This window comes from Paraburkholderia translucens, from assembly GCF_020881035.1.
GTDB classification, from domain to species: domain Bacteria; phylum Pseudomonadota; class Gammaproteobacteria; order Burkholderiales; family Burkholderiaceae; genus Paraburkholderia; species Paraburkholderia translucens.
The window spans coordinates 55,421-81,481 of the sequence record NZ_JAJITC010000006.1 but is presented as its reverse complement, the minus strand read 5'-3'; the positions used below and the strand labels follow the sequence as shown (position 1 = coordinate 81,481).

Genomic DNA, 26,061 nt, shown 5'->3' with positions numbered 1-26,061 from the left:
CGTCAGATGCCAAACAGGGAACCCTGCGTTCCTCGACTGGGCTGATGCTGCACCGGTTTCGCGGGCGCATCGTCTCGAGCCGCTGGCGGCGCTTCCCGCACCGGCGCGTGCGGTTGCGTATCATGCGCCGCTGCTTCGAGCGACGTCTGCCCCGCCTCCAGCGAAAGCAGCCGCATCTTGTTGGCCAGGCCGCCGGCGAATCCCGTCAGCTCGCCTGACGCGCCAATCACGCGATGACACGGCGCGACGATCGAGATCGGATTCCGGCCATTTGCCGCGCCCACCGCGCGCACGGCGTTGACATTGCCGATCTGCCGCGCGATCTCCGAATAGCTGCGCGTCTGGCCGAATGGGATGGTCAGCAGCGCGTGCCACACCTGCTTCTGAAACTCGGTACCCTGAAAATCGAGCGGCAGATCGAAGGCCTGCCGCGTGCCCGCGAAGTACTCGCGCAATTGCCGCTCGGTTTCGACTAGCACCGCCCGCTCGTTCGCCTCGGTCATTTCGCCGAGTCGCACGCGGCTCGGCTTGTCGTGCTCCCACAGAATCGCGGCAAGGCGTTCGCCTTTTGCCACGAGCTTTAACTGACCGACCGGCGAATCGATCAACTTGTATGCGTACGTCACTGTCCAAACTCCTGACAAGGTTGAGGCGCAAAGCTGCAAGAAGGCTGCACCGATATCCGGTAGTGTCTCGCTCGCGTGGCCTGAACGCACTTCGGATATTGCTGTCTCATTCGCAATCGACATGGCCGCGACGATCGTGACCATCGCGCCGCTGAAGTCACTGTAGCGCAGAAAACCCCAGATGCCCTGCGACTCAGTAAAATCGATAGCTTCGGGACGACGCGCCGTATGCGCAACCCGATCTACCTTCCCACGACTGTGACCACGACTTTAGAACAACTGCGGGCCGGGCATTTGGCGGGTGCGCGCGAACTCAAGCTCGCGTGCGGCCTGAGCGAATTTCCGCGCGAGATTTTCGATCTCGCCGACACGCTCGAAGTGCTCGACCTGTCGAACAATGCACTGACGACGCTGCCCGACGATCTGCCACGCCTGCGCAAATTGCGCATTCTGTTCGCGTCCGGCAACCCGTTCACCGAACTGCCCGCCGTACTCGGCGAATGCGAGCAACTGAGCATGGTCGGCTTCAAGGGGAATCGCATCCGCGAGGTGCCGGGGGGCGCGCTGCCGCCGCAACTGCGTTGGCTGATCCTGACCGACAACGACATCGAGCGTTTGCCGGCGGAGATTGGCCGTTGCACGCGACTGCAGAAACTAATGCTCGCCGGCAACCGGCTGCGCGCGTTGCCTGAGGAGATGGCTGCATGCAAGCGGCTCGAATTGCTACGGCTCGCGGCGAATCGTTTCGGCGCGTTGCCGCGCTGGCTGCTGCGTCTGCCGAGGCTTGCGTGGCTCGCGTATGCGGGCAATCCGTTCAACGCGGCGCTCGAACAGGCGGCGTTCAGTGATACGCCGATCAGCGGCATCCGCTGGCAGGCGTTGCGGCTCGAACAACCATTGGGCGAGGGCGCATCGGGCGTGATCTATCGCGCGACGCTGCAGATGGAAAACGAGCCCGCCCCGCGTGCGGTCGCCGTCAAGCTGTTCAAGGGCGCGGTGACGAGCGACGGTTTGCCCGACTGCGAAATGGCGGCTTCCATTCGCGGCGGCGAGCATGCGAACCTGATCCCCGTGCTCGGCAATGTGATCGGACATCCGTCGGACACGCACGGCCTTGTGATGGGATTGATCGATCCGCGCTTCGCCAATCTAGCCGGTCCGCCGAGCCTCGCATCGTGCACACGCGATATCTATCGCGATGACACAAGCTTCGACCTGGCGACGGTGCTGGGGATCGCGAGCGGCATCGCGAACGTCGCGAGTCATCTGCATCGGCGTGGCGTGATGCATGGCGATCTCTACGCCCACAATATCCTGCACGGCGGCGCGGGGCACGCGCTGCTCGGCGATTTCGGCGCGGCATCGTTTTATGACGCAGGCGATCGTGCGCTCGGTATCGCATTGCAGCGGCTCGAGGTGAGAGCGTATGGCTGTCTGCTGGAAGAGTTGCTCGAGCGCTGCAATGCGTTCGATGGGCTCGATACGGAACCGGTGATCGCCGCGCAACTGAGCGCATTGAAGACGCGTTGTCTGAGCGAAGACATCGACAGCCGGCCGCTCTTCGACGAAATTGCCGCCAGCGTCGCGTCGTTCGATCGGCACGCCCGCGAAGGAGTCGAACCATGACGCAGAACTTGCGCCGCCGCGTGCTGCTCGCCGGTGCGCTGGCCGCAACAAGTCTCATCGACATCGCGCGGTTCGCCAGCGACGCCCGTGCCGAAGTGCCGCCCGGCGCGAAGCCGAAGATCGCGCTGGTGCTGAAATCGTTGCCGGACCCGTTCTCGGTCGCGATGGTCAACGCCGCGCGCAATTACCAGGATCACTTCTCGACACAATTCAATCTGACGATTCGCGGCACGGTCAAACAGACCGACACCGGCGCGCAGATCCGCATGGTCGAAGAGATGATCAAGGCCAAGATGAACGCGATCGTGCTCGCGCCGACCGACTCGAAGGCGCTGATTCCGGTGGTCGCGCGCGCGATCAAAGCCGGCATCATCACGATTACGATCGACAACCCGCTCGACGACAAGGCGCAAGCGGCCGCCCGCATTTCGGTGCCTTTCGTCGGACCGAACAATCGCAGTGGCGCAAAGCAGGTCGGCGATTATCTGGCGAAGTGGCTGAAGCCCGGCGATCAGGTCGGCATCATCGAGGGCATTTCGGTGACCCGCAATGCGCAACAGCGCACGGCCGGCAGCCGCGACGCGATGGAGGCCGCCAGCATCGAGGTCGTCGCGGTCGAGCCGGGCAACTGGGAGTATGGCAAGGGCCGCGACGTGGCCGCGAAGATGCTCGCCGACCATCCGCAGCTTCGCGCGCTGCTATGCGGTAACGACAATATGGCGATGGGCGCGGTCGACGCAATTCGCGACGCGGGCCGTGAAGGCGGCGTCTACGTCACCGGCTACGACGCGATCGATGCAATCAAGCCGCTGCTCGCCGATGGCCGTGTGCTTGCCACCATGAACCAGTTCGCTGACCGGCAAGCGGTATTCGGCATCGACTTCGCGTTGAAAGCCGTGACCGAGCGGCGCAAGCAGCGCGACTTGTCGCCGCTCATCGAAACGCCGCTGCAACTGGTGACGGCCCCGAAGCGGTGAGGCGGCGCGCGGGGATCGTTTTCTGCCGTGGCATCATGTCCGGTCTGCCGGAATTCATTTACAACGAACCGCTGGGCTGACCGCGCATCGCACAGAGTCCGTCGGTTTGCCCCCACTCAAATGAGCCGAATGCAAAGCGTCGTCGACGTGAACGTGCTGTTTCTAAACGGGCAGGGCGAGTGCCTTTTCATCCAGCGAGCGAATACGGGTTTCAAGGACGGCCAGTACGCGTTGATTGCCGGTCATCTCGAACCGGGCGAATCGATCGAACAGTGCGCGATTCGCGAATCGAAAGAAGAAGCGGGCGTGACGATTGCGCCCGGCGCGCTCGAATTCAAGCTCGTGATGCGGCGCGATTCGGATACGAACCGTATCAGTTTCTTTCTCGCCTGCCGCTCATGGCAAGGCGAACTCGCGAACATGGAGCCGCATAAGTGCTCGGGCTTCGTGTGGGCGAAGCCGGACCATCCACCGGCACCGATCGTCGATTATGTGGCGGCCGCCCTCGCGCATATGCGGGAGGGCGTGATGCTGGCCGATTTCAAGCCTGGCTAAGCGCAGGCCCAGGACCGCAAGCGTTGAACCGCCACTCGTTCCGCTTTGCGCATTCGGCGAGAACGCCAGAACAATAGAGCGATGAAACGGTGGCGCGAAACCCGCGGCGCCGATCCCGGTTGCGCGGAAATCTGTCCCTTGCGCTGGTTTTGCGTTATCGTTCTGCACCAAAAAGCGGCGGACCCGGCGCAATGCCGGATTGGCGCCGTTTCAAATCATCCTGAATGGATGAATGGCAATGTCTCAGCGGTATCAGCAATCCCCAACCATCTGGTTGGCAAGGTAAGTAAGAGGAGATGTGTTGTATGTCGTTCAAGCTTCACAAACTGCTGCCGGTTAGCGCGGCAGTCGTCGCATTCGCAGGCTTCGCCGGCACGGCGAACGCCGATCAGGTCGTCAAGATCGGCCACGTGGGTCCGTTGACGGGCGGCTCCGCCCACCTCGGCAAGGACAATGAAAACGGCGCGCGCCTCGCCATCGAGGAAATCAACGCCAAGGGTCTGACGATCAACGGTCAGAAGATCACACTGGCGCTCGACGCGCAGGACGACGCGGGCGACCCGCGCCAGGCGACCCAGGTCGCGCAGAAGCTCGTCGATGACAAGGTCGTCGCGGTGGTGGGCCACCTGAACTCGGGCGCGTCGATTCCGGCGTCGAAGATCTATAGCGACGCGGGCATCGTGCAGATCTCGCCGTCGTCGACAAATCCGGCATACACGCTGCAGGGCTTCAAGACGACCTACCGCGTCGTCGCGACCGATGCGCAGCAAGGCCCGGCGCTCGCCACCTTCGCCGCGAAGAACCTGAACGTGAAGACCGTGGCCGTGGTCGACGATTCGACCGCCTACGGCCAAGGCCTCGCGAACGAATTCGAAAAGACCGCGAAGTCGCTCGGCCTGAAAGTCGTGTCGCACGACGCGACCAACGACAAGGCCGTCGACTTCCGCGCGATTCTGACGAAGATCAAGGGCGAGAATCCCGACGCGATCATGTACGGCGGCATGGACGCGACCGGTGGTCCGCTCGCGAAGCAGGCGCGTCAACTGGGCCTGCGCGCGAAGTTGCTGTCGGGCGATGGCGTGTGCACCGAAAGCCTCCCGGACCTCGCCGGTCCGGCGGCGGGCAACGTGGTGTGCTCGCAAGCCGGCATGGCGGTCGAGCGAATGAACGGCGGCGCGGAATTCGCGGCGAAGTACGCGAAGCGCTTCGGCCATCCGATCGAATTCGATGCACCGTTCACGTACGACGCGGTGTATATCGTCGTCGACGCGATGAAGCGCGCGAACTCGACCGACCCGGCGAAGGTTCTCGCGAAGGTGTCGGGCACCGACTACAAGGGCGTGACCGGCGAAACGACGTTCGACGCGAAGGGTGACCTTCAGCACGGCGTGATCTCGCTGTACGACTACAAGGACGGCAAGAAGACGCTGCTCGACATCGTGAAGATGTAAGAGCGGCAGAGGCGGTAAAGACACGAAGGGCCGATGAAGCATTGCTTCATCGGCCCTTTTGTCGAACGGCGGTTCGTCACGAACGCCTTCCCGATCATTGGCGCGCGGCGCGGATTAATATATTTTTCGACCTAATAGTGCCAAAAAAATATATTGGACGTCTTACTCGCGTTCTTGCACTATTCGTTCCCAGCGCCAGGTCCGCGCGCTCATGTGATTCCCACGCCCGCGCGGGCGCTCATCAATACCGATAACAGCAATTCCTGAGGATACAGATGCCCCACTATCGCTCACGCACTTCGACTCATGGCCGCAACATGGCCGGCGCCCGCGCGCTGTGGCGCGCGACCGGCATGAAGGACGACGATTTCGGCAAGCCGATCATCGCGGTCGTGAACTCGTTCACGCAATTCGTACCGGGCCATGTGCATCTGCGCGACCTGGGCGCGCTGGTCGCGAAGCAGATCGAAGCGGCCGGCGGCGTGGCGAAGGAATTCAACACGATCGCCGTCGACGATGGCATCGCGATGGGCCACGGCGGCATGCTGTATTCGCTGCCGTCGCGCGAACTGATCGCCGACTCGGTCGAGTACATGGTCAACGCGCACTGCGCGGACGCGATGGTCTGCATCTCCAACTGCGACAAGATCACCCCCGGCATGCTGATGGCCGCGATGCGCCTGAACATTCCGGTCGTGTTCGTGTCGGGCGGTCCGATGGAAGCGGGCAAGGTCAAGGCACCGACCGGCGGCCAGGTGATCGCGAAGGTCGACCTGATCGACGCGATGATCAAGGCCGCCGATCCGAAGATCAGCGACGCCGAAGTTGCGGAAGTCGAGCGCAGCGCGTGCCCGACCTGTGGATCGTGCTCGGGCATGTTCACCGCGAACTCGATGAACTGCCTGACCGAGGCGATCGGCCTCGCGCTGCCGGGCAACGGCACGATCGTCGCGACGCACGCATGGCGCAAGGGCCTGTTCGAACAGGCCGGCAGCCTGATCGTCGACCTGTGCCGCCGTTACTACCAGGAAGAGGACGCCTCGGTCCTGCCGCGCAACATCGCCACGAAGCAGGCGTTCGAAAACGCGATGACGCTCGACGTCGCGATGGGCGGCTCGACCAACACCGTGCTGCACTTGCTGGCCGCCGCGCAGGAGGCGGGCGTCGATTTCACGATGTCGGACATCGACCGGATTTCGCGCAAGGTGCCGTGCCTGTGCAAGGCCGCGCCCATGACCGACAAGTACCACATCGAGGACGTGCATCGCGCGGGCGGCATCATCGGTATTCTCGGCGAGCTCGCTCGCGCGGAGCTGCTCGACCTGTCGTGCGGCAACGTGCATAGCGGCACGCTCGGCAATGCGATCGCGAAGTGGGACATCGCCGGCGGCGCGGGCGAGCAAGCGCAGAAGTTCTTCCGCGCGGCGCCGGGCGGCATTCCGACCACGGTCGCGTTCAGCCAGGAAGCGACCTTCGCGACGCTCGACACGGACCGCAAGAGCGGCTGTATCCGCAGCAAGGCGAACGCCTACTCGAAGGACGGCGGCCTCGCCGTGCTGTACGGCAACCTCGCGGAGAAAGGTTGTATCGTGAAGACCGCGGGTGTCGACGAATCGCAGTGGATCTTCTCGGGCCGCGCGCGCGTGTTCGAAAGCCAGGACGACGCCGTTGACGCAATTCTCGGCGACAAGGTCGTACCGGGTGATGTCGTGGTGATCCGCTATGAAGGTCCGAAGGGCGGTCCGGGTATGCAGGAAATGCTGTACCCGACTTCGTATCTGAAGTCGAAGGGGCTTGGCAAGAGCTGCGCTCTGTTTACCGATGGCCGCTTCTCGGGCGGCTCGTCGGGTCTCGTGATCGGCCATGCGTCGCCGGAAGCGGCCGAAGGCGGCACGATCGGTCTGGTCGAAGACGGCGACGTGATCGAGATCGACATTCCGCAGCGCAAGATGCATCTTGCGGTCTCGGATGAAGAGCTCGCACGCCGTCGCGCGGCGATGGAAGCGCGCGGCGACGCCGCGTGGCAGCCGGCGAATCGCGAGCGTGTGGTGTCGCAGGCATTGCAGGCATACGCGGCGCTCGCGACTTCGGCCGATCGCGGCGCGGTGCGCGATATTTCGCAATTGAAGCGCAAGTAAAGCGGATCAGTGCGCTGGTCCCATTCGCGGTGATGCGAGTGGGACCGGGACTGACGCTACAGTTCTTGTCACATGTGCTGCTGCCTGCCAGACAATTCTCTTCAGACTTCCTTAAGAATCTGATTCATCGCGGGGTATGGGCATAACTAGCGCTTTCCCATACGTGCGCTCACTGCGCGACATGCTTCAAACACTCATCGAGGAATTCACACCTCATGCCAAGAATGAAGTCCGTTCGGCAAGGCTCGCTTCGGCTGCGGGTCTGCTTTGTATCCAACGGCTGACTCTGCGTGATTAAAGATCAATGAATCGCGGCAACAGGTCCTGGTCCGCAAGGCGAATTTCGATATCATTCGCGACCTTCACGTGCGCGCGGTTGTTCACGTCGAACACTTCATCCGTCACGCTGACGATGATCGTGCCTTGCTGCTTGCCATCGCGCATAACGGGAATCAGTGCCCGTGCTTCAGGAACCTGGGTCGGCGTGAGAACGTGCGGCAGGTAGAGCATCCAGCTTACGCCGGGACGATCGTCGAATACCTGCTTTTCGAAATACTTTCGAGGGCCGAACGTCACATAGAAGGGATCGTAAATTTCTGCGATCTTACCAACGACTTCGGCAACGGATCGGAATCCACCGAGCCGAGATGACACGTGGTTTTTTTCATCGATAGCTAGTTCAAAAGATTGGGGCAAAAGCCTGTCACCATCAATTGAAATCGAAAATGCTGCCCCGCTGTCATCTGATTGGATGCCATTCCAAATACCGATAGTCTTCGGCGCATTTTCACCTTTGCCCTTATAGCGATCAGCGACTTCATTCACTGCATCCTTTGTCGGACGATCGTCTTCGTAAGCTCGATACTTTAGCGCCTCCTCAAGATTGTCTCCTTTGAGATACCAGTTTTCAAGCAACCGGTCTTTCCGCACCAGCAATTCGATAACTGGCCGAAGACGTTCAAAATGGAAGAAAAATGCTCTGGAGGGAATGTTGTCAGGGTCTCGATGCTGCGAAAACAGATTCATGGCCGACTCACGGTTGATAGGTAGAAGAAACACCGTTGGCTGCGAGAGTTCGCAGCATGTAAGCGCGGGTCTTCGGCGTTTGAAAGTACCACATTAACCTCGCGGGAGGATTGGCGCGCACAATCGCCCCCTGCGTCTTTATCTGATCTTGCATCGAATCGAAACCCGCGAAGAAGCGCAACACTTCGCCGTCGTCCTTTATAAACTGATCGTAGTTTCCCTTCGCCTCCTGCAAGAGGCACTGCGAGTGCTGGAATCCGTCAAATTCCGTGGCAAACCATTCCCACTCCATATTCCAGCCCTGGCTGGTCTCACGGCCGTGTCCATCCGTGGTTATTCCATATTCGAATCCAGTAATGCGGGCCTGATAGCGTCGCGGCTCCGGGTTCATGCTGTGATTGCGTCTCACTTTCTCGCCCTTTTCTGGCGGGCACTTGCACGCTCTTTCACGCTCACGGGAGCGGTCACGCGGTAGCGAGCCCAATCCGCTATCAGCACCCACGCCCGGCCCCGTGCCATCCATCGGACCCGAAGTAGCTCCGGGGCGAGGCAAAGGAAGAGGCATGGGGACGGTCTGTGTCAGGGCATTGACTGCTGCAGCTAACGTGGCTGGTAAGGGAATACCCATCAATCTTGCTCCTTCATTTCGTGTTGTTTTCTACGCGTTAAGGCCTTTTCGCAGGAAAGTGAAATATCAGGGACTCGATCTCCCGACTCATTGACCCAGTAACAGAACCGCATCTTCGCGCCCACGCTTTCAGCGCTCTTTCAAATCCCCCCGGGGCAGTGCCAAGCGCTGTATCAGGTAGCGCAAATGCGGCTCCAAGCGCTCACTACGCACTGTCTTTTCGCTGTCAAGTCCCCACACGCCGGTTCGTCGTGCCGGGCTGCGGCCCTGTCCAGTCCGATCACGAAGCGGCTCCCCCTTGGTTACCACCACATCCGGCGCCACACCAAAATACTGTGTCCACCACTCTGGCACGACATGATCGCCCGTTTTGCGGGCCCTTGCGTAACCCAAGGCCTCGGCCATTCGGTACCCGGTTGAATACGACCGAAGCCGGTCAAACGAAACCATTCACCGGTTTCGACGTTCAGTGCTTTTGCGGATGGCATTGGCGGGAACCTGGAATATATTGAATAGGTTATGCCGCAGCACAGACATTCTTCCTCGTCCGTCATAAGCTCTCAGGTGCCTTCCTGTGCTTGTTGTTTCATTCGACGTATTCCGATCTGTGAAAAATGCCCGACAAATTGACCATCTAAACGGGCTGTGGTCAACAGTTTTAATTCGGGATAGAGCCGATTTGACAAATATTCACGATAATTCCAGACATCTCATTTTCAATCGCGTTTTTTTGATATTGCGGCTCAACAAAAAAGCGGCATTGCGCCGCCTTCGCCGTCAGGTATCGACGCAGGTCTGGGCTTCTTCTATGGCCGTCGGCTTTGCGTTCACGCCTTGCGCAGCGTCGGCCGGGTTGTGATCCGACTTGCGCCACCGCGGGTTGGCAATCGTATGCGTACCCGCTCCCACATCGGTCATGGATATGGCTGTACCGCCCGACGTGCCGGAAATCTGGAATGTCCCTTTATCCGCATCGAGAAGTGTCCGACGCTCGAATGCGCCGTCGACAACTAACTTATCCTCGCCGTTCGAGACGGCTTCACTCGCTCCAAATATTGGTGGATTTGAGCAACCACTGATGCGCCGTCGCCCACTGCGGCGGCAACTCGTTTGGCGGAACCTTGGCGAACGTCTCCCGCGCAGAAGACACCACTAACGCTGGTTTCTTGCTCCGCCGAGTGCGCAGAAGCCGCCGTGCCGGTAAGGACAAAGCCACTCGAACCTACCGCTACGCCGCACCCGTTCAGCCAGGAGGTATTTGGAACCGCGCCGATAAAAAGAAAAAGGTGCTCCGTCGCGCACGTACGATGCTGCGAGTTCTGAACAATGTTCACGGACTCGAGGTGATTCGATCCGTTGAGCGCGGTCACCTGGCTGTTGCAGTGAACCTCGATGTTCTTCAGCGATGCAATGCGTTCGACAAGGTACTGAGACATGGTGGCTTTCAGGCTGGGCCCTCTCACGATCATGCTCACTCGCCGTGCGAAAGATGCCAGATAGACCGCGGCCTGACCGGCTGAATTGCCAGCACCGACGAGAAAGACGTCTTTTCCGGTGCACATTTTCGCTTCGACGGCAGACGCCCAGTAATACGCGCCTCGCCCTTCGAAACCCGCGAGTCCTTCGACATTGGGTCTGCGGTATGCCGCACCTGACGCGATTACCACTGCGCGCGCGTGGATTTCCTTCTGGTTGCCTAACTGCAGCCGGAAGGGGGTCGATGCACAATCCAGGGAAGTCACCTCCATCGGAATTGCGGTGCGGGCTCCGAATTTATGAGCCTGCACAAATGCCCGAGCGGTCAGCGCATGTCCGGAAATGCCTGTGGGGAATCCAAAGAAGTTCTCGATTCGGGCACTGGCACCCGCCTGGCCACCAGGTGCCTGATGGTCCAGGACCATGACCCGGAGGCCTTCGGAGGCCGCATAGACGGCCGTCGCCAAGCCGGCGGGGCCTGCGCCGACCACAGCGACATCGAAAACCTCATCGGAATCAAACACGGGCAACCACCCCAGCGCCTCAGCCAACTGTGATTCGGTTGGCGCGTGAAGGACAATGCCGTCGGGGCTAAGCACAACTGGGTAGTCCGATGCATCGGGCGGGTATTTCTTCAGGTACTCGGATAATTCGCCGCCCGCCTCTGCATTGACCACAGTATGCGGAATATTGTTGCGAGAAAGAAAGGCTTGCAGAGCGTTTAATCTGGTGGTTTGTGAGTCCGTCACGAGCACAATCCCACTTCCTCTCTCGATGAGGCCGACGCGCCTGAGAATCAGTGACCGCATGATGCGTTCACCTAATTCTGCTTCGGCAATCAACAACGCGCGTAGTTGCTCCGGTCGAATATGGATGGCGCGGACCTCGCCAATGGCAAATCCATCTACGAGGCACCGTTGCCCTGAAATTTGCCCGGCTTCCCCGACAAATTGTCCCGCTCCCTGCTCGTTGAGCATAGTCGTGCGGCCCAATGCATCGCGACGGGTCACCCGTATCGCCCCAGCGAGCACGACATACAGCCCGAAGCCAGGATCCCCGATCTTGAAGATTGACGATCCATCTTGCCAATGACGCATCTCGCCGAAGCGTGCGATGCGGGTTATGTCCTCGTCGGGGAGTTCAGGATATATCTGTTCGCGGCGGCCGGAATCGAGCGGGGATTGCATCGTGTTCCTGGTAATAGAGAGAGTGCGGTATCGAGGCGGCGTTTCGCTTGCGCAACGCCGTTGGTAGTGGCAACGGATTCCAATACCATCGAACAGTGCATCAAGAACAACCGACGAGTGGCTATGATCCACTTTGATCACGGCATTTTTCAACGACATTTATAATCAGGTTTTCGGTCATGAAATGCGGTGAGAATGATGCATCGAATCGGCTATTTTTTGACTGATGGCTTCCAGGTCATGGCCATCGGGACGCAGACCGTCTTCGAGATTGCCAACGTGGTGGCGCGCGAGCAGCTCTACAGCGTCACCAACTATTCGCTCGAGGGCGGCGCAATTCGGGCATCGCTTGGCGTGTCCGTCAACACCCTGGCGGCCGATTCTGGCGCCGCGGCGGACACATGGATGATCAGCGGAATAGTCAATCCAATCGGTCAAACCACGGCTCCGGAAGAACTCCGATTTGTCAACGAAGCGTCGGCCCGTTCGCGTCGCACCGCGGGACTTTGCACAGGCGGTTTTGTGCTTGCCGAGGCGGGCCTGCTTGACGGACGGCGCGTAACGACGCATTGGGCGTTCGCGGCGGCGATGCAGCAGCGCTGGCCCAAGGCGCGTGTCGAGCCGGACCGCATCTTTATCGTTGATGGCCGGATATGGACTTCGGCAGGGCTGACCGCTGCGATGGATCTCGCGCTCGGCATGGTGGAAAAGGACCACGGCGGCGAGTTCGCCACCTCGGTTGCCCGTGCGCTCGTCATGCACCATCGTCGATCGGGCGGCCAGTCCCAGCACTCGGAAATGCTCGCACTCGCGCCAAAGTCGGAGCGGATTCAGGTGGCGCTCGAATATGCTCGTGTGAACCTATCAAAAACCCTGCGCGTCGACGATCTGGCGAAGGCCGCACATTTAAGTACTCGTCAGTTCGGCCGCATATTCCTCTCGGAAACCGGGGAATCCCCGGCCAAGGCGATCGAACGGCTTCGCCTGGAAACGGCGCGAAACATGATAGAGCGAGGCCGCCATCCTCTCGAAACGATCGCTCGGGAAACGGGATTCCGCGACGGGCGTCATCTGCGTGAAGTATTTGTCCGCGCATACGGCATAGCCCCTCAGTCGCTGCGAAGGGAGGCTCGTAGCAATAGAACGCCCCAGTCCATCGATATAGCTCAATGAAAGGACGCCGTGGCGATAGGTTGGCGACGGACGGAATCGTTTGCTCGCCGAAGCAGATCATCGATGCTCGACGCGTGTCCTGAAAGAACCGGAGCGCTCAAGTGGCGTAACCGGAAGCGATTCCGGAAACAATTGATGTGATGAAAAAAAACTTTTTGCTGTAACGCCAGGCAGTCACCGTGCGTCGTGTCTGAAAACCTGATCGTATATGTCGTTGCAGAATGGCGCTGACCGCGTGGATGATAGGGGCACGATACAACGCACTGTCGAGTATTCATACAGCTATGCCGCCTACCCCCGGAACCGCTGTTGTCAGCAGGGCGCTTTCAACCATAGGTTCAGCCTATGCGGAGTATCTGGCGAAAAACGGCTATGACCTCATCTTGATCGACGAGATTCGGCCATTGCTCAACGCCATGGCCGAACAATTGACGACGCGCTACCGGCGGGCCATGGAGGTTGTCGTGGCGGACCGCAGTTCCGAGGCGGACGTGGCTGCCGTCAAGGCGAAGATCGATGAGGACGCGAGTATCGTCCTCGTGGTCAATGTCATGAACGATAAAGGCTATCCGCTGCTTTCGGTCGTGCAGGCCAATGCGTTCATTGATTTTATCGGGCCGAGCTGTGCCATTCACGTTCGTTCGCCCGCGGCTTGCCCGGGACCGCTGTAGTCGAACGTAGTCGCAGGGCGCGGCCGGCACGCATCACTGCGCTGGCGCCCGTCGCGCCGCTCCTCATATGCCGCGCCGGGAGTTCGCGTCCCATTGGATCTGACACGGTGCACTCGGGACTCTTGATCTGTATTTCCTAAATAGGAAAAGTGACGATGAATACACGTGAGATTGTCTTGTGCCAGCCGGTGCGTACGGCGATTGGCGGCTTCAATGGCGCATTCAAGGATGTCCCTGCCACCGAGCTTGGCGCAGTCGTGGTGCGCGAAACATTGGCGCGCGCAACCCTCGATCCCGCGCTGCTCGGCTCCGTGGTGCTCGGCAATGTGATCCAGGCGGGTAACAAGATGAACCCGGCTCGCCAGGCGGAGCTTGGTGGCGGCGTGCCGGTGACGGTGCCGGCGCTGACGCTCAACCGCGTATGCGGCTCGGGTGCGCAGGCTATTGCCAGTGCGGCCCAGGAAGTGATGCTAGGTCTCACCGACGTCGCGCTCGCGGGCGGCATGGAGAACATGGACCGGGCGCCTTATCTGCTGGACGGCGGACGCTGGGGCTATCGCATGGGAAACGCCGAAATCCACGACAGCATGCTGCGCGATGGTCTCGTTGATGCGTTTTCCGCCCAGCATTCGGGCTGGCATACCGAAGACCTGGTGACGCAGGCCGCGCTCACGCGAGCCGAGCAGGATGACTGGGCGGTGCGTTCCCAGCAGCGCTTCGCCGCCGCGCAGGCGGCGGGGCGTTTCAAGGAGGAGATCGTGGCGGTCGAGGTGAAGGGCAAGAAGGGCGTGGAGCGCGTCGTCACCGATGAAGCTCCGAGGCCGGACACGACGCTGGAAGGGCTTGCCAGGCTGCGCCCAGCGTTTCGCCCCGATGGCACCATCACGGCGGGCAATGCGCCAGGCCTGAACAGCGCGGCGAGCGCCATGCTGGTGGCCGAGCGCGGCTTCGCCGAAGCCCGCGGGCTCGCGCCCATGGTGAAGCTCGTGTCGTGGGGCGTGGCGGCGGTCGAGCCGGGCCTCTTCGGTCTCGGTCCTGTGCCAGCCGTTCAGCTTGCGTTGCAGCGGGCGGGCTTGTCGCTTGGCGACGTGGACCGCTTCGAGATCAACGAAGCGTTTGCGGCGGTGCCGCTCGCGGTGATGAAGGAACTGGGCATCCCCGAGGACATCGTGAACGTCGAGGGCGGCGCGATCGCGCACGGCCATCCGATCGGCGCGACCGGTGCGATTCTTACCACGCGCCTGGCGTGGTCGATGCAGCGCGATGGGCTGCGCCGCGGCGTCGTGACTCTTTGCATCGGCGGCGGCCAGGGAATCGCGCTGGTGCTCGAGAAAGTGTGAGGGCTTTTCCGCGCGTGGCGCAAACGCACGAAGACGATGACGAGTCACAGGCCGCCGTGAAGCGACTGGAAGCGATGCAAGGGCCGTATGGGCTGATGCGTTTCGACAAGCTCGATCATGGCGCTCTTTTCGCCATGGCCGGCGCACCGCGTCTTTCTGTCAGATATAGCGTCGGCAATCCCCTCATCGCCTGGAGCATGACGCGCATCGACATGCGCGCCGCACTCCACGCGCCGTTGACGGTCCTGGTCTATGGCCTGAACGAGGCCCAAACCCGGATCGAGTACGACCTTCCTTCAGCCGCGCTAGCGCAGTTCGGTTGTGACGCTATCCACGATGTGGCGCTCGATCTGGATGGCAAGCTGAACGGGGTAATCGAGAGCGCCGCGCGATTTTCAGCTGTGATCGCCGCACCCATTCCGGCGCACGGCTGTTGATCGAATTGTGGGAGCGTCAAAGATGCCAGACTCAGTACCGAAGACCGATGCCAAGGCTGTCGTATACATCGTTGACGACGATCCGGCGATGCGGGCTTCGCTCGACACGCTGTTGCGTTCGGTGGGATTGCGCGTCGCTGTATTCGGGAGTACCGCCGAATTGCGCGCGGCAGAATGGGAGAACGTCGCGAGCTGCCTGCTCCTCGACGTCCGATTGCGCGGCGAAAGCGGTCTCGTGTACCAGCAGGCGGAAGACCGGCCGTCGATCCCCATCGTCTTCATGACTGGATTTGCCGATGTCGAAGTGTGCAGAAAGGCGCTGAAGGGCGGGGCGGTCGACTTTCTGGTCAAGCCTTTCGCCGACCAGGAGCTGATCGACGCCGTTAACTCTGCGCTGTCTCTGGACGCAAGGCGCCGGACCCAGGAGGATACCCGCAGTCGGTTGCAACAGTCCTTCGACCTTCTCACCCGCCGCGAGCGCGAGGTGCTCTCGTACGTGATAAGCGGAGCGTTGAACAAGCAGATCGCTTCATATCTCGGGCTGAGCGTAATTACCGTCAAACTGCATCGCGCCTCCGTGATGCGCAAGATGAACGCCTCCTCGCTCGCGGATCTGGTACGCAAGTCGGAGACTATCGGCGTGCGACGGCCAGCCGCCTCCCTGGATATGGCCACACAATACTAAAGAGGAAGTCTGATATGGCGTCTTCGTTCGATAGCATTCCGTCGCAGATACGAAGCGTCGAGGGCGCGGCGTCGCGCCCCATCCGCGCAGGATTGAGTGCCGGCCAGGTGTGCGCACTGGTCGCTGCAAACACGATCGAATTCTTCGACTTCTTCATGTACACCACGCTCGCGGCCTACATTGGCCGGGCGTATTTTCCCGCCAATGCAGCAGGCGGTGGCGCATTGCTGTCGCTCTCAGTGTTTGCCGTCGGCTACCTGTCGCGGCCAGTCGGCGGTGCGATTATCGGACGATACGCCGATGTCCGGGGACGAAAGCAAGCGATGCTTTTGACGGGGCCGTTGATTACGCTCGGTACGGTCGGAATCGCGATAACGCCTTCTTACGAGACGATCGGCCCATTGGCATCGGTTGCCATACTCGTATTCCGCACGCTTCAGGGCTTTGCGATCGGCGGAGAAATGGGCTCGTCAAGTGCGCTTCTGATCGAAAGCTGTCCTGCGCACCGAGCCGGTCGATACGGCGGGTATCAGATGGCAGGGCAGGGACTCGCACTGCTGCTGGCCGGCGCATGCGGACTTTCGCTTTCGGCTGCGCTATCTCCCGCGTTACTCTCGGACTGGGGTTGGCGCGTCCCGTTTGCCCTCGGTGCGGTCCTCGTTCCAGTTCAGTTATTCCTTAGAAGATCGGTCCTGGACCCGACGGAAAATCTTCGGCGTACTGCCTCCGGCGGCAAGCGACTGCGAGACTATGGTCCGCCGCTCATATTCTCGGTGTTCCTGATATTGGGCGGCACTGTACCGACATACGTGGTCATCTATGTCACGAGTTCCGGCATGGCCGGTCACGCGCCCTCTTCGGTGGAGTCATTCACAACGACGTGCGTAACGGGCATGGTCACGCTGGCAGCTTCCTTTGCAGGAGGCGCGCTTGCCGACAGATTTGGCATAAATGCGGTCGTGCTCGCTTCACGCCTCGCAACGGCGCTCGTCGTCTATCCCGCATTCTCAGTCGCCATTGCGCATGGCTCGGCGGCAATGTCGATGCTGATGATCGCGTTGATCGCAGGGGTGTCCGCGGTGGGCGCAGGGCCGACCATCACGTTGATTCTTCGGAAGTTCCGGCCGGAAAATCGGGTAACGGGTCTTTCGCTATCGTACGCAATCGGCGTCGCGCTGTTTGGAGGCACAGCGCCGCTCATCGCCGCAAGCCTTGTGCGGTGGAGCGGCAGCCAGCTGGCCACCGCGTGGTACGTGATCGTTGCGGCGACCCTCGCGGGCGTTGCGCAGCTCGTACTGATGAAGTACCGGAGCTATCCGTTGTCGTCGTGATAGGGCGCCGTTTCATGTTCGCCGCCGCCGGCTTCAAGGCTGCGAAGTCGCGGGAAGGGCGAAGCCAAAGCAGGTCCCTACTCCAGGTTCGCTGTGCGCCCAGATCCTTCCGTTATGAGCCTCGACGATGGAGCGCGCGACAGGAAGCCCCATGCCCATGCCGTCGGGTTTGCTGGTGTAAAACGGTTGGAAAAGCTGCTCGATCATCGCAGGCTCGAAGCCCGGCCCCGTATCGCGCACTTCGAAAACAACTTCGTTGCCGTCCTGCCTGACCGTCACCGTGAGCGTGCGTGCTGCAGAAGGGCCAGTCGCGATGGCCTGAATCCCGTTCAACAACAGATTTGCCAACACCTGCTGGATCTGGATCGGGTCGGCGAACACATGCACGTCGGCATCGGCCGAGCTGTCGACATGAATGTCCTTTGCGTTAGCCTCCGGCTTTATCAGAAATAGCGCGGCGTTCACCGATTCGGTAGCCGGAAAGCTGACCATCTGGACCGGTACTTTTCCAAGGAAGCCGCGGATTCTGCGGCATATCTCTGTCGCGTCGCGTGCCCAGCGGGCGGCGTCACGGATAGCGGCGGCAGCCTCATGGACGTCCGGTCGATCACGGGTAAGCCAGCGCAATGACGCATCGGCAGAGGCCCGCGTCGCCGAAAGTGGCTGACTGATCTCATGCAATATCGAAGCCGATACTTCACCAAACAGCGAAACACGTGACGCACGCGCCATTTCCGTGCGCATAGCCTCGAGCCTGTCGCTGTTTTCCTTCTGTTCCGTCACGTCGAACGCATAGAAGCAGAGGCGCCGATAACCTTCCTCGTTCTTCGGGAGCGAGCAGCGCCACACGATCGGCACGGTGCGACCGGTGAACGTAATCAGTGTGCGCTCTCCCTGACACGTCGGCCTGTTTTCGAACATGGCGCGAAACACGGCGCTGTTGCTGGTGCGATCGGCCGGCAAAAGCATCTTGGCGCGTTCCATGAACCGCTCCATCGAACCGGCCTCGAAGAGATTCACGACCGCATCGTTCGCTGCAACGAAGGAATGCAGGGCGCGAAGCTCCGCTACCGCTTCGGGACGCTCGTCGAAGTATTGGTCGATATCGCTGATGCCAATGGACTGCAAACTCTTGATGGCGCGATACACGCGCGACCAGTCCTCGATGAGAATCGGGATCGGTGCCGACAGAAACAGCTCGCTTTCTGCGAGAGAAGCGGACGCGGGCTGATCAGCTACGGGAATGTTGTGTGTCGACATGGGGGAACTCGTGCTCATTCCTGATACGTGTCATGCAGCGACCGGCAATGGAGAGCGAGGCGTTGACATACGTGCGCAGCGCGACGCTTCCACGGGATGTAGCCGCAACTATACGCGAGGTCAATGCGCGCCGTGCTCGCTCTCAGTGCCCTGCTATTGTTCCGGGCCAGCCATGGGACCTGGGCCTCTGGCGGTGCCTGACTGGCCGTAGAGCAGCGAAAACGCAAACCTTGGTATAGCCGGTCATCGACCATGGGCTGATAGTGCGGGAGGCGGTCATTAACTACACTCTATCCCAAGGGTGCTCGGTGTCGAGCAATGGTGGAAATGGCGATGGACAGAGTTCTTCAGGCAATGACGGTCGAAACGCGCTCCGCCACGAACGGATGTGTGACAGCCGCCTGAGCGGTGTGCTCGCGTGCGATAGACAATCTTTCTACAACCGGCTGGAGGCAACCTCCCATGATGCGTGTAAGCCCTGCGGAAGACGAAGTATTCGAAGGTGCGTTGATGTGCCTTCTCGACCCATCGCGGATTGCGACCGTCTGCGATGGTGTGTCGATGCACGGAGGCGGGCGAGGGCGCCGCGCTCGCGACAGCAAAACTGCGGTCGGGCGAGACGAGGTATCGCTTCGTACCTGGAAGGTCCAGATACTGGAGATTCTTTCCGCATCGTTGGTCAGCGTGCGGTGGAGCGACCCGCTTCGTGGCCATATGGGCGAACAGATCTGGCAACGCGTCGTCGCACGAGAGTCGTCACGCTGCGCATTGACCGGTATGCCTGTGAAACGTGGCGACCGCGTGTACCGACCTCGGGAGCGCGGAAGGTTGACAGCTTGTAACGGAGATCGCGTAATTCACGCCGCCGCTATAGAGCATTCGCTCGGCGATTCGCCGGCAAATGGCCTGACCGCACCGAGCCAAAGCCTGGCGTCGTCCTGAGCGACACCCGTCGGTTTCATATCGTGCGAACGGCCGGGTGCCTGCCAACGCGAACGGGCACGTGGTGTGTCGAAAAACCATACCTCGGGATGATTGTCACTGAAAGCGCACTGCGGATAAGCTGCCGGATACACAGTTACGCTTTAAAGCTCGGACCTGCGAGATTGAGCGTCACGCGAGACCATCCGTGCGCAACAAGACGGTTTGCATAATTGATGATGAGCTGGCAGTCAGGCAGTCGCTGGGGTCTCTTGTCCGGGCGATGGGAGCGCTGGCGCGTGAATATGAATCGGCCGAGGCGTTTCTGTCGCATGGCCGTCATCCGCCGGTGGATTGCGTCGTTTGCGATATACAGATGGACCATATGTCGGGCGTCGAATTGATTGCGCGGTTACGCGCCGAGGCTTGCGACGTGCCCTTCATTTTTGTGACTGGTCATTTCACTGAACGTCGTCGTGCGGAGGCCGAGCGGTATGGCGCTTTGTGTGTGCTGGAAAAACCTTTCGATCCCGAACAGCTGGTGCAGTGGATCGGCACGGCGCTGTGGGGCTGTTGATCCAGCCCAGTGCTGAATATCGAAACAGCAATCCGGCATCAGGCCGTCTTGTTGCCGTGGCGGTTTTGAGGATCGCATCGCCAGCAGCCCGGTCGGTGTGGTGAATCTCCAATCAAACATCTGTTTCCAGAAGATGAGTGCTCATATGACCAGCGTTTCTCCCATCCATAGCGCCAAAACCCAGTTCGTCGAAGTGGAAGGACGGCGCCTCGCCTATCGGAAATTCGGTAGCGGGACACCTCTCGTGCTCTGTGTGCGCTTTCGCGGCACCATGGATGCGTGGGATCCGCTATTTCTCGATAGTCTTGTCGAACAGGGGTTTGAGGTCACCGTATTCGATTACAGTGGTCTGGGGCAGTCCACGGGCGAGCGCACCTATCACCCCGTATCGCTCGCGAAGGACGCCATCGATCTGATCACCGCTCTGCAGCTGGGCAAGGTCGTCATCGGCGGATGGTCGGTTGGCGGGATGGCAGCCCAGATCGTGCTCACTCAAGCTCCGCAGCTCGTCTCCCATGCTGTCCTGATCGCGACCACGCCACCCGGGCCGCTAGTCAAACCGGGTGAGCAAGTGTTCTATACGATGGCGAAACGAGAGAACGACTTCGAAGACTTCGTCACGCTCTTTTTCGAACCGGCATCGCAGGCCAGCCGCGCCGCAGCCGAGCAATCGGCAAGACGGCTTGCCGAACGAAAAGACGACTTGAGCCCCGCCGTGCCGGTTGACTGGGCAGCCGCGCAACTCGGAGACGGACCTAAAAATCCGGTATTCCCGGTTGATGCCGTACTCCAAACGCTAAAGTCAACCTCGATTCCGGTCCTTCACCTGGGCGCGGACCATGACATCGTCTTTCCCGTCGAAAACTGGTATGCACTGAATGGTCAGTTGCCGACCCTGCATATCGTGACCCTGCCACGCACGGGGCATGGACCTCATCACGAGTATCCGCAGGCCGCTGCGCGCCATATCGCAGCGTTCGTTGGCCTGCACGCCCGGTAATCCTCGCCGGGACTTCGAGCGGGCGTAGCAGGCGCCCTGTTGAAGCGATTCTTACGGCAGTGGAGTCAAAGAATGCGTACATCAATCTGGAGTACGAATGGATGATCTGATCGATTTTGCCGTTGACGCAGCAGGTGGAATGGACCGCTTCAGAAACTTCCGAAGCGTGTCGGCGCAGTTGCACGAGCAATGCGTTTCGCACACGTCATTTGCGCCGACTAACAACTACTCGGTTTATACGCCTTCGCGGGTCGGGATCCGGCGGGACGACGGCAGCGTGGCTTCCGGATCTATCCGCGCACAGCCGAAAACGCGGCATTGCCGGGGCCGTTGATCGTCGGTGTGGATCTGTCCGATTTTTATTTCGAATGATGAGGAAACCATAGTGAATCGCTTAACCTACCGCGCAGCAGTAGTCAAGGCGCCGGGACAACTCGAACTGGTAGAGCGCCCCATTCCTGAACCCGGCTACGGACAGGTGCGCATCCGCGTTGAAGCCTGCGGCGTGTGCCATTCCGATAGCGCCACCGTCGAGCGTGCAGTGCCCGAAGGGGGCCAGCGGCGTGTGCCAGGCCACGAAGTCGTCGGCCGGGTCGAGGCGCTCGGCGCGGGCGTCGAAGGCTGGCGCATCGGCCAGCGGGTCGGCGTGGGCTTTCTCGCAGGTGAAGACCGTACTTGCCCATCGTGTCGGCAGGGCGACGTCGTGAACTGCGAAAACCCGGTGATTACGGGCATGACAACTGACGGCGGCTACGCGGAAGTCATGCTGGCCGAAGCGCGTGGTCTAGTGCGCGTGCCGGATGATCTCGACGCGGCAGAGGCTGCACCGTTGCTTTGTGCGGGACTAACGACGTTCAACGCGCTGCGCAATGCCGGCGCGCGAGCGGGCGACCCGGTCGCCATTCACGGCCTGGGTGGTCTCGGACACCTTGCCGTGCAGTTCGCCAACAAAATGGGCTTTTACACCATCGCGATTGCTCGCGGCGCGGACAAGGCCGAACTCGCCGTGCAACTGGGCGCGCATCGCTACATCGATGCGAAAGCCGAAGATGTCGCTGCAACGCTGCGTCGCCTGGGCGGCGTAAAGGTGGTGATCGCCACCGCCCCGACGGGAGCCGGCATGGCGGCGACCGTCCCGGGCCTCGCCCCTCGCCCCTCGAGGCAAGCTGGTGGTGGTCGCGGTACCGGGCGAGCCAATCAGCGTGGATGCAGTCGACCTGATATTCGGCGGCCGGTCGGTCGTAGGTGCGCTCACCGGCACTGTTACAGACAACGAACAGACGCTGGCCTTTGCGAAGCTCCAAGGTGTCCGCCCGATGATCGAGACGTTTCCGCTCGAGCAGGCACAGGCCGCCTATGACCGCATGATGCGCGCCGACGTGCGGTTTCGCGCCGTACTTGTCATGAATTCCGATAACCGTGGAGTCCACGCATGAACGCAATAGCCCAATCCATCATCGATGCCCATGGCGGCCTTGCTCAATGGCGCAAGTTCCACCAGGTTCGCGCTCGTCTCGTCCAGGGCGGAGCGCTGTGGGCGCTCAAGGGTCACGCTGGCGTGCTCGACAGTACGACGGTTACCGTGACCACCGACCGCCAATGGGCGTCGCACGCCCCGTTCGGAACGCTCGCCGCACGAAGCGAATTCACCGGCGATCGCATCGCGCTTCTGGACGAGGCGGGACGTTCCATCGAGGAGCGCCGCAGCCCCCGTGCGTCGTTTGGCGGACACACGCTGGAGACGCCCTGGGACGCGTTGCAGCTGGCCTTCTTCGCAGGGTGCGCGATGTGGACGTACCTGAACACGCCTTTCGTGCTCGCATGGGACGGCGTGAACTGCGAGGAGGAAAGCATCTGGAACGAGCGGGACGAGCAGTGGCGCAAGATCCGCGTACAGTACCCGGATAGCCTCGAGGTGTTCAGCAAGGTGCAGGCCATCTACGTTGGTCCGGACAATCTGGTCAGGCGTCTGGATTACGACGTCGAGGTTGCTGGGAATACCCCCGGTGCGCACTATGTGAGCGACTACACGACGGTGTCCGGAATCCGGTTCCCGACGAAGCGCCGCATTTACCCGCGCACGGCCGACGGACACGCACTGCCAGAGCCTCTCGTCGTGTCGATCGATCTGCACGAGATCGAGTTGAGCTAAGACCTGAGAACCGGAGCGCCTCGTGCGCTCATCGAGGATATCGAGACATGACCGCAATAACTTCATCCAACGCGCCGACGCGCTATATCGATGCGGCCGGCGTGCGCTACGCGTATCGTCGCTTCGGTAAAAGCGATGGCGGACTCCCGCTGCTCTGCCTGCAACACTTCACTGGCACGCTGGACAACTGGGATCCGGCCATCGTCGACCGCCTCGCGGAAGACCGCGAGATCATCCTTTTCGAGAACGCCGGCGTTGGTCGCTCGGGCGGGCATGTGCCTGGGTCCGTTCGGCAGATGGCGGAACACGCGCTGCACTTCGTCGATGCGCTGTCGCTCGCCAGACTGCACATCCTGGGATTCTCCCTCGGCGGCTTCCTGGCGCAGGAGATTGCGCTTGCGAGGCCAGAACTGGTCGAGCGACTTATCATTTCCGGCAGTGCGCCCGAAGGCGGCGAGGGTGCGGGCATGGACCGTCCTGAACTGCTCGCCATCTACACCGACGGTGAGATGCCAATGAGCGAGAAGCTGAAGCGACTGTTCTTTCCGGCGACGCCAGACGGCCAGGCGGCGGCTACGGCGTTTGTCGATCGTCTCGAGGCGCGTAGCGGGGAGCGCGATCTGCCGGCCGGCCCCGAAGTCGCCTCTGCCCAGCTTCAGGCCATGATCGCCTGGGCGAACTGGAGCGGCGACGTGCGTCAGAAGCTCGGCCGCATCACGCAGCCGGTCCTCGTCACCAATGGCGACGACGACAGCATGATTCCAACGCAAAACAGCTTCGTGCTGGCTGCGGGGCTGCCCAACGCGACGTTGATCGTCTATCCGAATTCCGGGCATGGCGCGCTGTTTCAATTTGCAGCCACGTACGTCGCGCACGTCCGCGAATTTCTGCGTGCGTTGTGACGCTCAGCGCCGCAGGTTTTTTTTAAGGAGCGACTCATGAAAGCCATTGTCTACGCGCAGGCCGGTTTGCCTATCGACGATCCGCAGGCGCTATACGAAGCGGATGTGCCGGTCCCCGAGCCCGGACCACGCGATCTGCTCGTGAAGATCAAGGCCATTTCGGTGAACCCGGTAGACACGAAACTGCGCGGCGGCGTGCAGCCGGCCGGGCCCCGTATCCTCGGCTGGGATGCAGTCGGCACGGTCGAAGCCGCTGGCGCCGAGGTCGAACTGTTCAAGGTCGGTGACGAAGTCTGGTACGCCGGCGATATCACCCGTCCAGGCAGCTACGCCGAATATGGACTGGTCGATGAACGAATCGCGAGCCGCCGGCCGGCAACTTTGTCGGCAGCGGAAGCGGCTGCGCTGCCGCTAACAGCGATCACCGCATGGGAACTGCTGTTCGATCGTCTCAAGGTTCCCGAAAACGGCGGCGCGGGGCAGAGCCTGCTCGTCATCGGAGCGGGTGGTGGCGTTGGATCAATCCTCGTGCAACTCGCTCGCAAGCTCACTGCGCTCACTGTTATCGGCACCGCCTCGCGGCCAGCCACGCAGGCGTGGGTCACCGACCTGGGCGCGCATCATGTAATCGACCACAGCAAGCCGTTACAGCCTCAATTGACGCCGTTCGGAATCGAGCATGTCGATCACGTGATCAGCCTCACGCATACCGACGCTTACTACCAGCAGATCGTCGATCTGCTCAAACCCGAAGGTCAACTCGCGTTGATCGACGATCCGGCAACGCTCGACGCGATGCCGCTGAAGCGCAAGTCAATTTCGCTTCATTGGGAATTCATGTTCACGCGGTCAATGTACCGGACTCAGGACATGATTCTCCAGCATCGGCTGCTCGAGCGCATCGCTGCGCTGATTGACGATGGTGTGCTGAAAACCACCGTGGGTCAGCGCCTCGGCAAGATCGACGCCGACAACCTCCGCCGGGCCCATGCCTTGATCGAGGCTGGCCGCGCGAAGGGAAAGATCGTGTTGGAAGGATTCTGAACCTGCATTGACCCTATCGAACTGGAGAACACAATGAGCACGATTACCACGAAAGACGGCACGCGAATCTTCTACAAGGACTGGGGCACCGGTCGCCCGGTCGTTTTCTCGCATGGATGGCCCCTCAGTGCCGACGCCTGGGATGCCCAGATGTTGTTCCTCGTACAGCGCGGCTTTCGCGTCATTGCGCACGACCGTCGCGGCCATGGCCGGTCGGACCAGCCCTTTCAGGGCAACGACATGGACACGTACGCGGACGATCTCGCCGCGCTGCTCGATGCGCTCGACCTGCGCGAAGCGACCCTCGTGGGCCACTCCACGGGCGGTGGGGAAGTCGCGCACTACATCGGCCGCCATGGCACGAAGCGCGTCGCGAAGGCCGTGCTGATCGGTGCCGTGCCGCCCATCATGATCAAGACCGAAGCGAACCCCAACGGTTTGCCGCGCGAAGTGTTCGATGGCATCCGCAAGGGCGTGGCCGAAAACCGCCCGCAGTTCTACCGTGACCTTGCCACGCCGTTCTTCGGTTTCAACCGGCCGGAAGCCAAGGTCTCGCAGGGCGCCATCGACGCGTTCGTGATTCAGGGCATGGCAGGCAGCGTGTATGGCCAATACCAGTGCATCCACGAATTTTCGGAGGTGGACTACACGGAAGACCTCAAGAAGATCGACGTGCCCACGTTGATCCTTCACGGCGACGACGACCAGATCGTGCCGATCGACAACGCTGGCCGCCTTTCCGCGAAGTTGGTGAAGAACGCCACGCTCAAGGTCTACGCGGGCGCTTCGCACGGCATGTGCGTGGTGAACGCGGACCAGGTGAACGCCGACCTGCTCGCGTTCCTGCAGTCGTAACGCACGAGGCGCCCCGACCGCAC

At 61.1% G+C, this 26,061-nt stretch carries 25 protein-coding genes and 1 pseudogene; 20 read left to right on the top strand and 6 right to left on the bottom strand.

The genetic code is table 11. From position 1 onward, the window contains the following. Window positions 1-2: 2 nt before the first annotated feature. A complete protein-coding gene (locus tag LJ655_RS12715) occupies window positions 3-626 on the bottom strand; it encodes a methylated-DNA--[protein]-cysteine S-methyltransferase (protein WP_230561598.1) in 624 nt (207 codons plus the stop codon). A 258-nt stretch (window positions 627-884) separates the two neighbouring features. Between LJ655_RS12715 and LJ655_RS12710 the strand changes: the two genes are divergently transcribed. From LJ655_RS12710 to ilvD, 5 genes are all read left to right on the top strand, one after another. Beyond that, window positions 885-2,252 (top strand): leucine-rich repeat-containing protein kinase family protein, encoded by a 1,368-nt coding sequence (locus LJ655_RS12710; RefSeq protein WP_230561907.1) that lies wholly within the window; start codon window positions 885-887, stop codon window positions 2,250-2,252. After that, complete coding sequence (locus LJ655_RS12705; RefSeq protein WP_230561597.1) at window positions 2,249-3,229, top strand: substrate-binding domain-containing protein; 981 nt, start codon at window positions 2,249-2,251, stop codon at window positions 3,227-3,229. The genes LJ655_RS12710 and LJ655_RS12705 overlap by 4 nt, the downstream gene beginning before the upstream one ends. A 129-nt stretch (window positions 3,230-3,358) precedes the next feature. Next, on the top strand, window positions 3,359-3,784 hold the full coding sequence (locus LJ655_RS12700; RefSeq protein ID WP_230561596.1) for an NUDIX hydrolase: 426 nt from the start codon (window positions 3,359-3,361) through the stop codon (window positions 3,782-3,784). Window positions 3,785-4,089: 305 nt separating this feature from the next. After that, entirely contained in the window at window positions 4,090-5,235 is a 1,146-nt protein-coding gene (locus tag LJ655_RS12695) for a branched-chain amino acid ABC transporter substrate-binding protein (protein ID WP_230561595.1), read from the top strand. A 275-nt stretch (window positions 5,236-5,510) separates the two neighbouring features. Next, window positions 5,511-7,373 carry a dihydroxy-acid dehydratase gene (gene ilvD / locus LJ655_RS12690; protein ID WP_230561594.1) on the top strand — a complete coding sequence of 621 codons (1,863 nt, stop codon included), beginning with the start codon at window positions 5,511-5,513 and terminating at the stop codon, window positions 7,371-7,373. Window positions 7,374-7,667: 294 nt separating this feature from the next. On the opposite strand, the gene LJ655_RS12685 is transcribed toward ilvD, so the two are convergent. The 4 genes from LJ655_RS12685 to LJ655_RS12670 form a co-directional block, all read right to left on the bottom strand. Beyond that, a complete protein-coding gene (locus LJ655_RS12685; RefSeq protein ID WP_230561593.1) occupies window positions 7,668-8,399 on the bottom strand; it encodes an immunity 52 family protein in 732 nt (243 codons plus the stop codon). A gap of 7 nt (window positions 8,400-8,406) precedes the next feature. Further along, a complete protein-coding gene (locus LJ655_RS12680; protein WP_230561592.1) occupies window positions 8,407-8,790 on the bottom strand; it encodes a restriction endonuclease fold toxin 5 domain-containing protein in 384 nt (127 codons plus the stop codon). A 366-nt stretch (window positions 8,791-9,156) separates the two neighbouring features. After that, entirely contained in the window at window positions 9,157-9,336 is a 180-nt protein-coding gene (locus LJ655_RS12675) for a hypothetical protein (protein ID WP_230561906.1), read from the bottom strand. A gap of 701 nt (window positions 9,337-10,037) precedes the next feature. After that, window positions 10,038-11,849, bottom strand: coding sequence for an FAD-dependent oxidoreductase (locus tag LJ655_RS12670; RefSeq protein ID WP_230561591.1), 1,812 nt, complete (start codon window positions 11,847-11,849; stop codon window positions 10,038-10,040). 39 nt (window positions 11,850-11,888) lie between these two features. Between LJ655_RS12670 and LJ655_RS12665 the strand changes: the two genes are divergently transcribed. The 6 genes from LJ655_RS12665 to LJ655_RS12640 all read left to right on the top strand — a co-directional run bounded on the left by LJ655_RS12665 (window position 11,889) and on the right by LJ655_RS12640 (window position 17,327). Then, window positions 11,889-12,863, top strand: a complete 975-nt coding sequence (locus LJ655_RS12665; protein ID WP_230561905.1) for a GlxA family transcriptional regulator — start codon at window positions 11,889-11,891, stop codon at window positions 12,861-12,863. A gap of 221 nt (window positions 12,864-13,084) precedes the next feature. Further along, on the top strand, window positions 13,085-13,534 hold the full coding sequence (locus LJ655_RS12660; protein WP_230561590.1) for an SDR family oxidoreductase: 450 nt from the start codon (window positions 13,085-13,087) through the stop codon (window positions 13,532-13,534). Window positions 13,535-13,689: 155 nt separating this feature from the next. After that, window positions 13,690-14,874, top strand: coding sequence for a thiolase family protein (locus tag LJ655_RS12655; protein ID WP_230561589.1), 1,185 nt, complete (start codon window positions 13,690-13,692; stop codon window positions 14,872-14,874). A 56-nt stretch (window positions 14,875-14,930) separates the two neighbouring features. After that, window positions 14,931-15,311 (top strand): DUF302 domain-containing protein, encoded by a 381-nt coding sequence (locus LJ655_RS12650; protein WP_230561588.1) that lies wholly within the window; start codon window positions 14,931-14,933, stop codon window positions 15,309-15,311. Between the two features lie 22 nt (window positions 15,312-15,333). Next, window positions 15,334-15,996, top strand: coding sequence for a response regulator transcription factor (locus LJ655_RS12645; protein WP_230561587.1), 663 nt, complete (start codon window positions 15,334-15,336; stop codon window positions 15,994-15,996). Window positions 15,997-16,010: 14 nt separating this feature from the next. Then, window positions 16,011-17,327 (top strand): MFS transporter, encoded by a 1,317-nt coding sequence (locus LJ655_RS12640; RefSeq protein ID WP_230561586.1) that lies wholly within the window; start codon window positions 16,011-16,013, stop codon window positions 17,325-17,327. 33 nt (window positions 17,328-17,360) lie between these two features. Here LJ655_RS12640 and LJ655_RS12635 read toward each other — a convergent pair whose 3' ends face one another. After that, entirely contained in the window at window positions 17,361-18,587 is a 1,227-nt protein-coding gene (locus tag LJ655_RS12635; protein ID WP_230561585.1) for a sensor histidine kinase, read from the bottom strand. Between the two features lie 462 nt (window positions 18,588-19,049). Between LJ655_RS12635 and LJ655_RS12630 the strand changes: the two genes are divergently transcribed. The 9 genes and pseudogenes from LJ655_RS12630 to LJ655_RS12590 all read left to right on the top strand — a co-directional run bounded on the left by LJ655_RS12630 (window position 19,050) and on the right by LJ655_RS12590 (window position 26,038). Beyond that, window positions 19,050-19,529: a DUF3331 domain-containing protein gene (locus LJ655_RS12630; RefSeq protein ID WP_329959699.1), complete on the top strand. Its 480-nt coding sequence runs from the start codon at window positions 19,050-19,052 to the stop codon at window positions 19,527-19,529. Window positions 19,530-19,716: 187 nt separating this feature from the next. After that, window positions 19,717-20,085 carry a response regulator transcription factor gene (locus LJ655_RS12625; protein WP_230561584.1) on the top strand — a complete coding sequence of 123 codons (369 nt, stop codon included), beginning with the start codon at window positions 19,717-19,719 and terminating at the stop codon, window positions 20,083-20,085. A gap of 145 nt (window positions 20,086-20,230) precedes the next feature. After that, window positions 20,231-21,085, top strand: a complete 855-nt coding sequence (locus LJ655_RS12620; protein ID WP_230561583.1) for an alpha/beta fold hydrolase — start codon at window positions 20,231-20,233, stop codon at window positions 21,083-21,085. Window positions 21,086-21,182: 97 nt separating this feature from the next. Next, on the top strand, window positions 21,183-21,419 hold the full coding sequence (locus LJ655_RS12615; RefSeq protein ID WP_230561582.1) for a hypothetical protein: 237 nt from the start codon (window positions 21,183-21,185) through the stop codon (window positions 21,417-21,419). A gap of 48 nt (window positions 21,420-21,467) precedes the next feature. Next, a pseudogene (locus LJ655_RS12610) lies at window positions 21,468-22,521 on the top strand (alcohol dehydrogenase). Beyond that, window positions 22,518-23,237 carry a hypothetical protein gene (locus tag LJ655_RS12605; protein ID WP_230561581.1) on the top strand — a complete coding sequence of 240 codons (720 nt, stop codon included), beginning with the start codon at window positions 22,518-22,520 and terminating at the stop codon, window positions 23,235-23,237. The pseudogene LJ655_RS12610 and the gene LJ655_RS12605 overlap by 4 nt, the downstream one beginning before the upstream one ends. 47 nt (window positions 23,238-23,284) lie before the next feature. Further along, on the top strand, window positions 23,285-24,139 hold the full coding sequence (locus LJ655_RS12600; RefSeq protein ID WP_230561580.1) for an alpha/beta fold hydrolase: 855 nt from the start codon (window positions 23,285-23,287) through the stop codon (window positions 24,137-24,139). Window positions 24,140-24,175: 36 nt separating this feature from the next. Beyond that, a complete protein-coding gene (locus tag LJ655_RS12595) occupies window positions 24,176-25,183 on the top strand; it encodes a zinc-binding alcohol dehydrogenase family protein (RefSeq protein WP_230561579.1) in 1,008 nt (335 codons plus the stop codon). A 33-nt stretch (window positions 25,184-25,216) separates the two neighbouring features. Next, window positions 25,217-26,038, top strand: a complete 822-nt coding sequence (locus tag LJ655_RS12590; RefSeq protein WP_230561578.1) for an alpha/beta fold hydrolase — start codon at window positions 25,217-25,219, stop codon at window positions 26,036-26,038. Window positions 26,039-26,061: the final 23 nt, after the last annotated feature.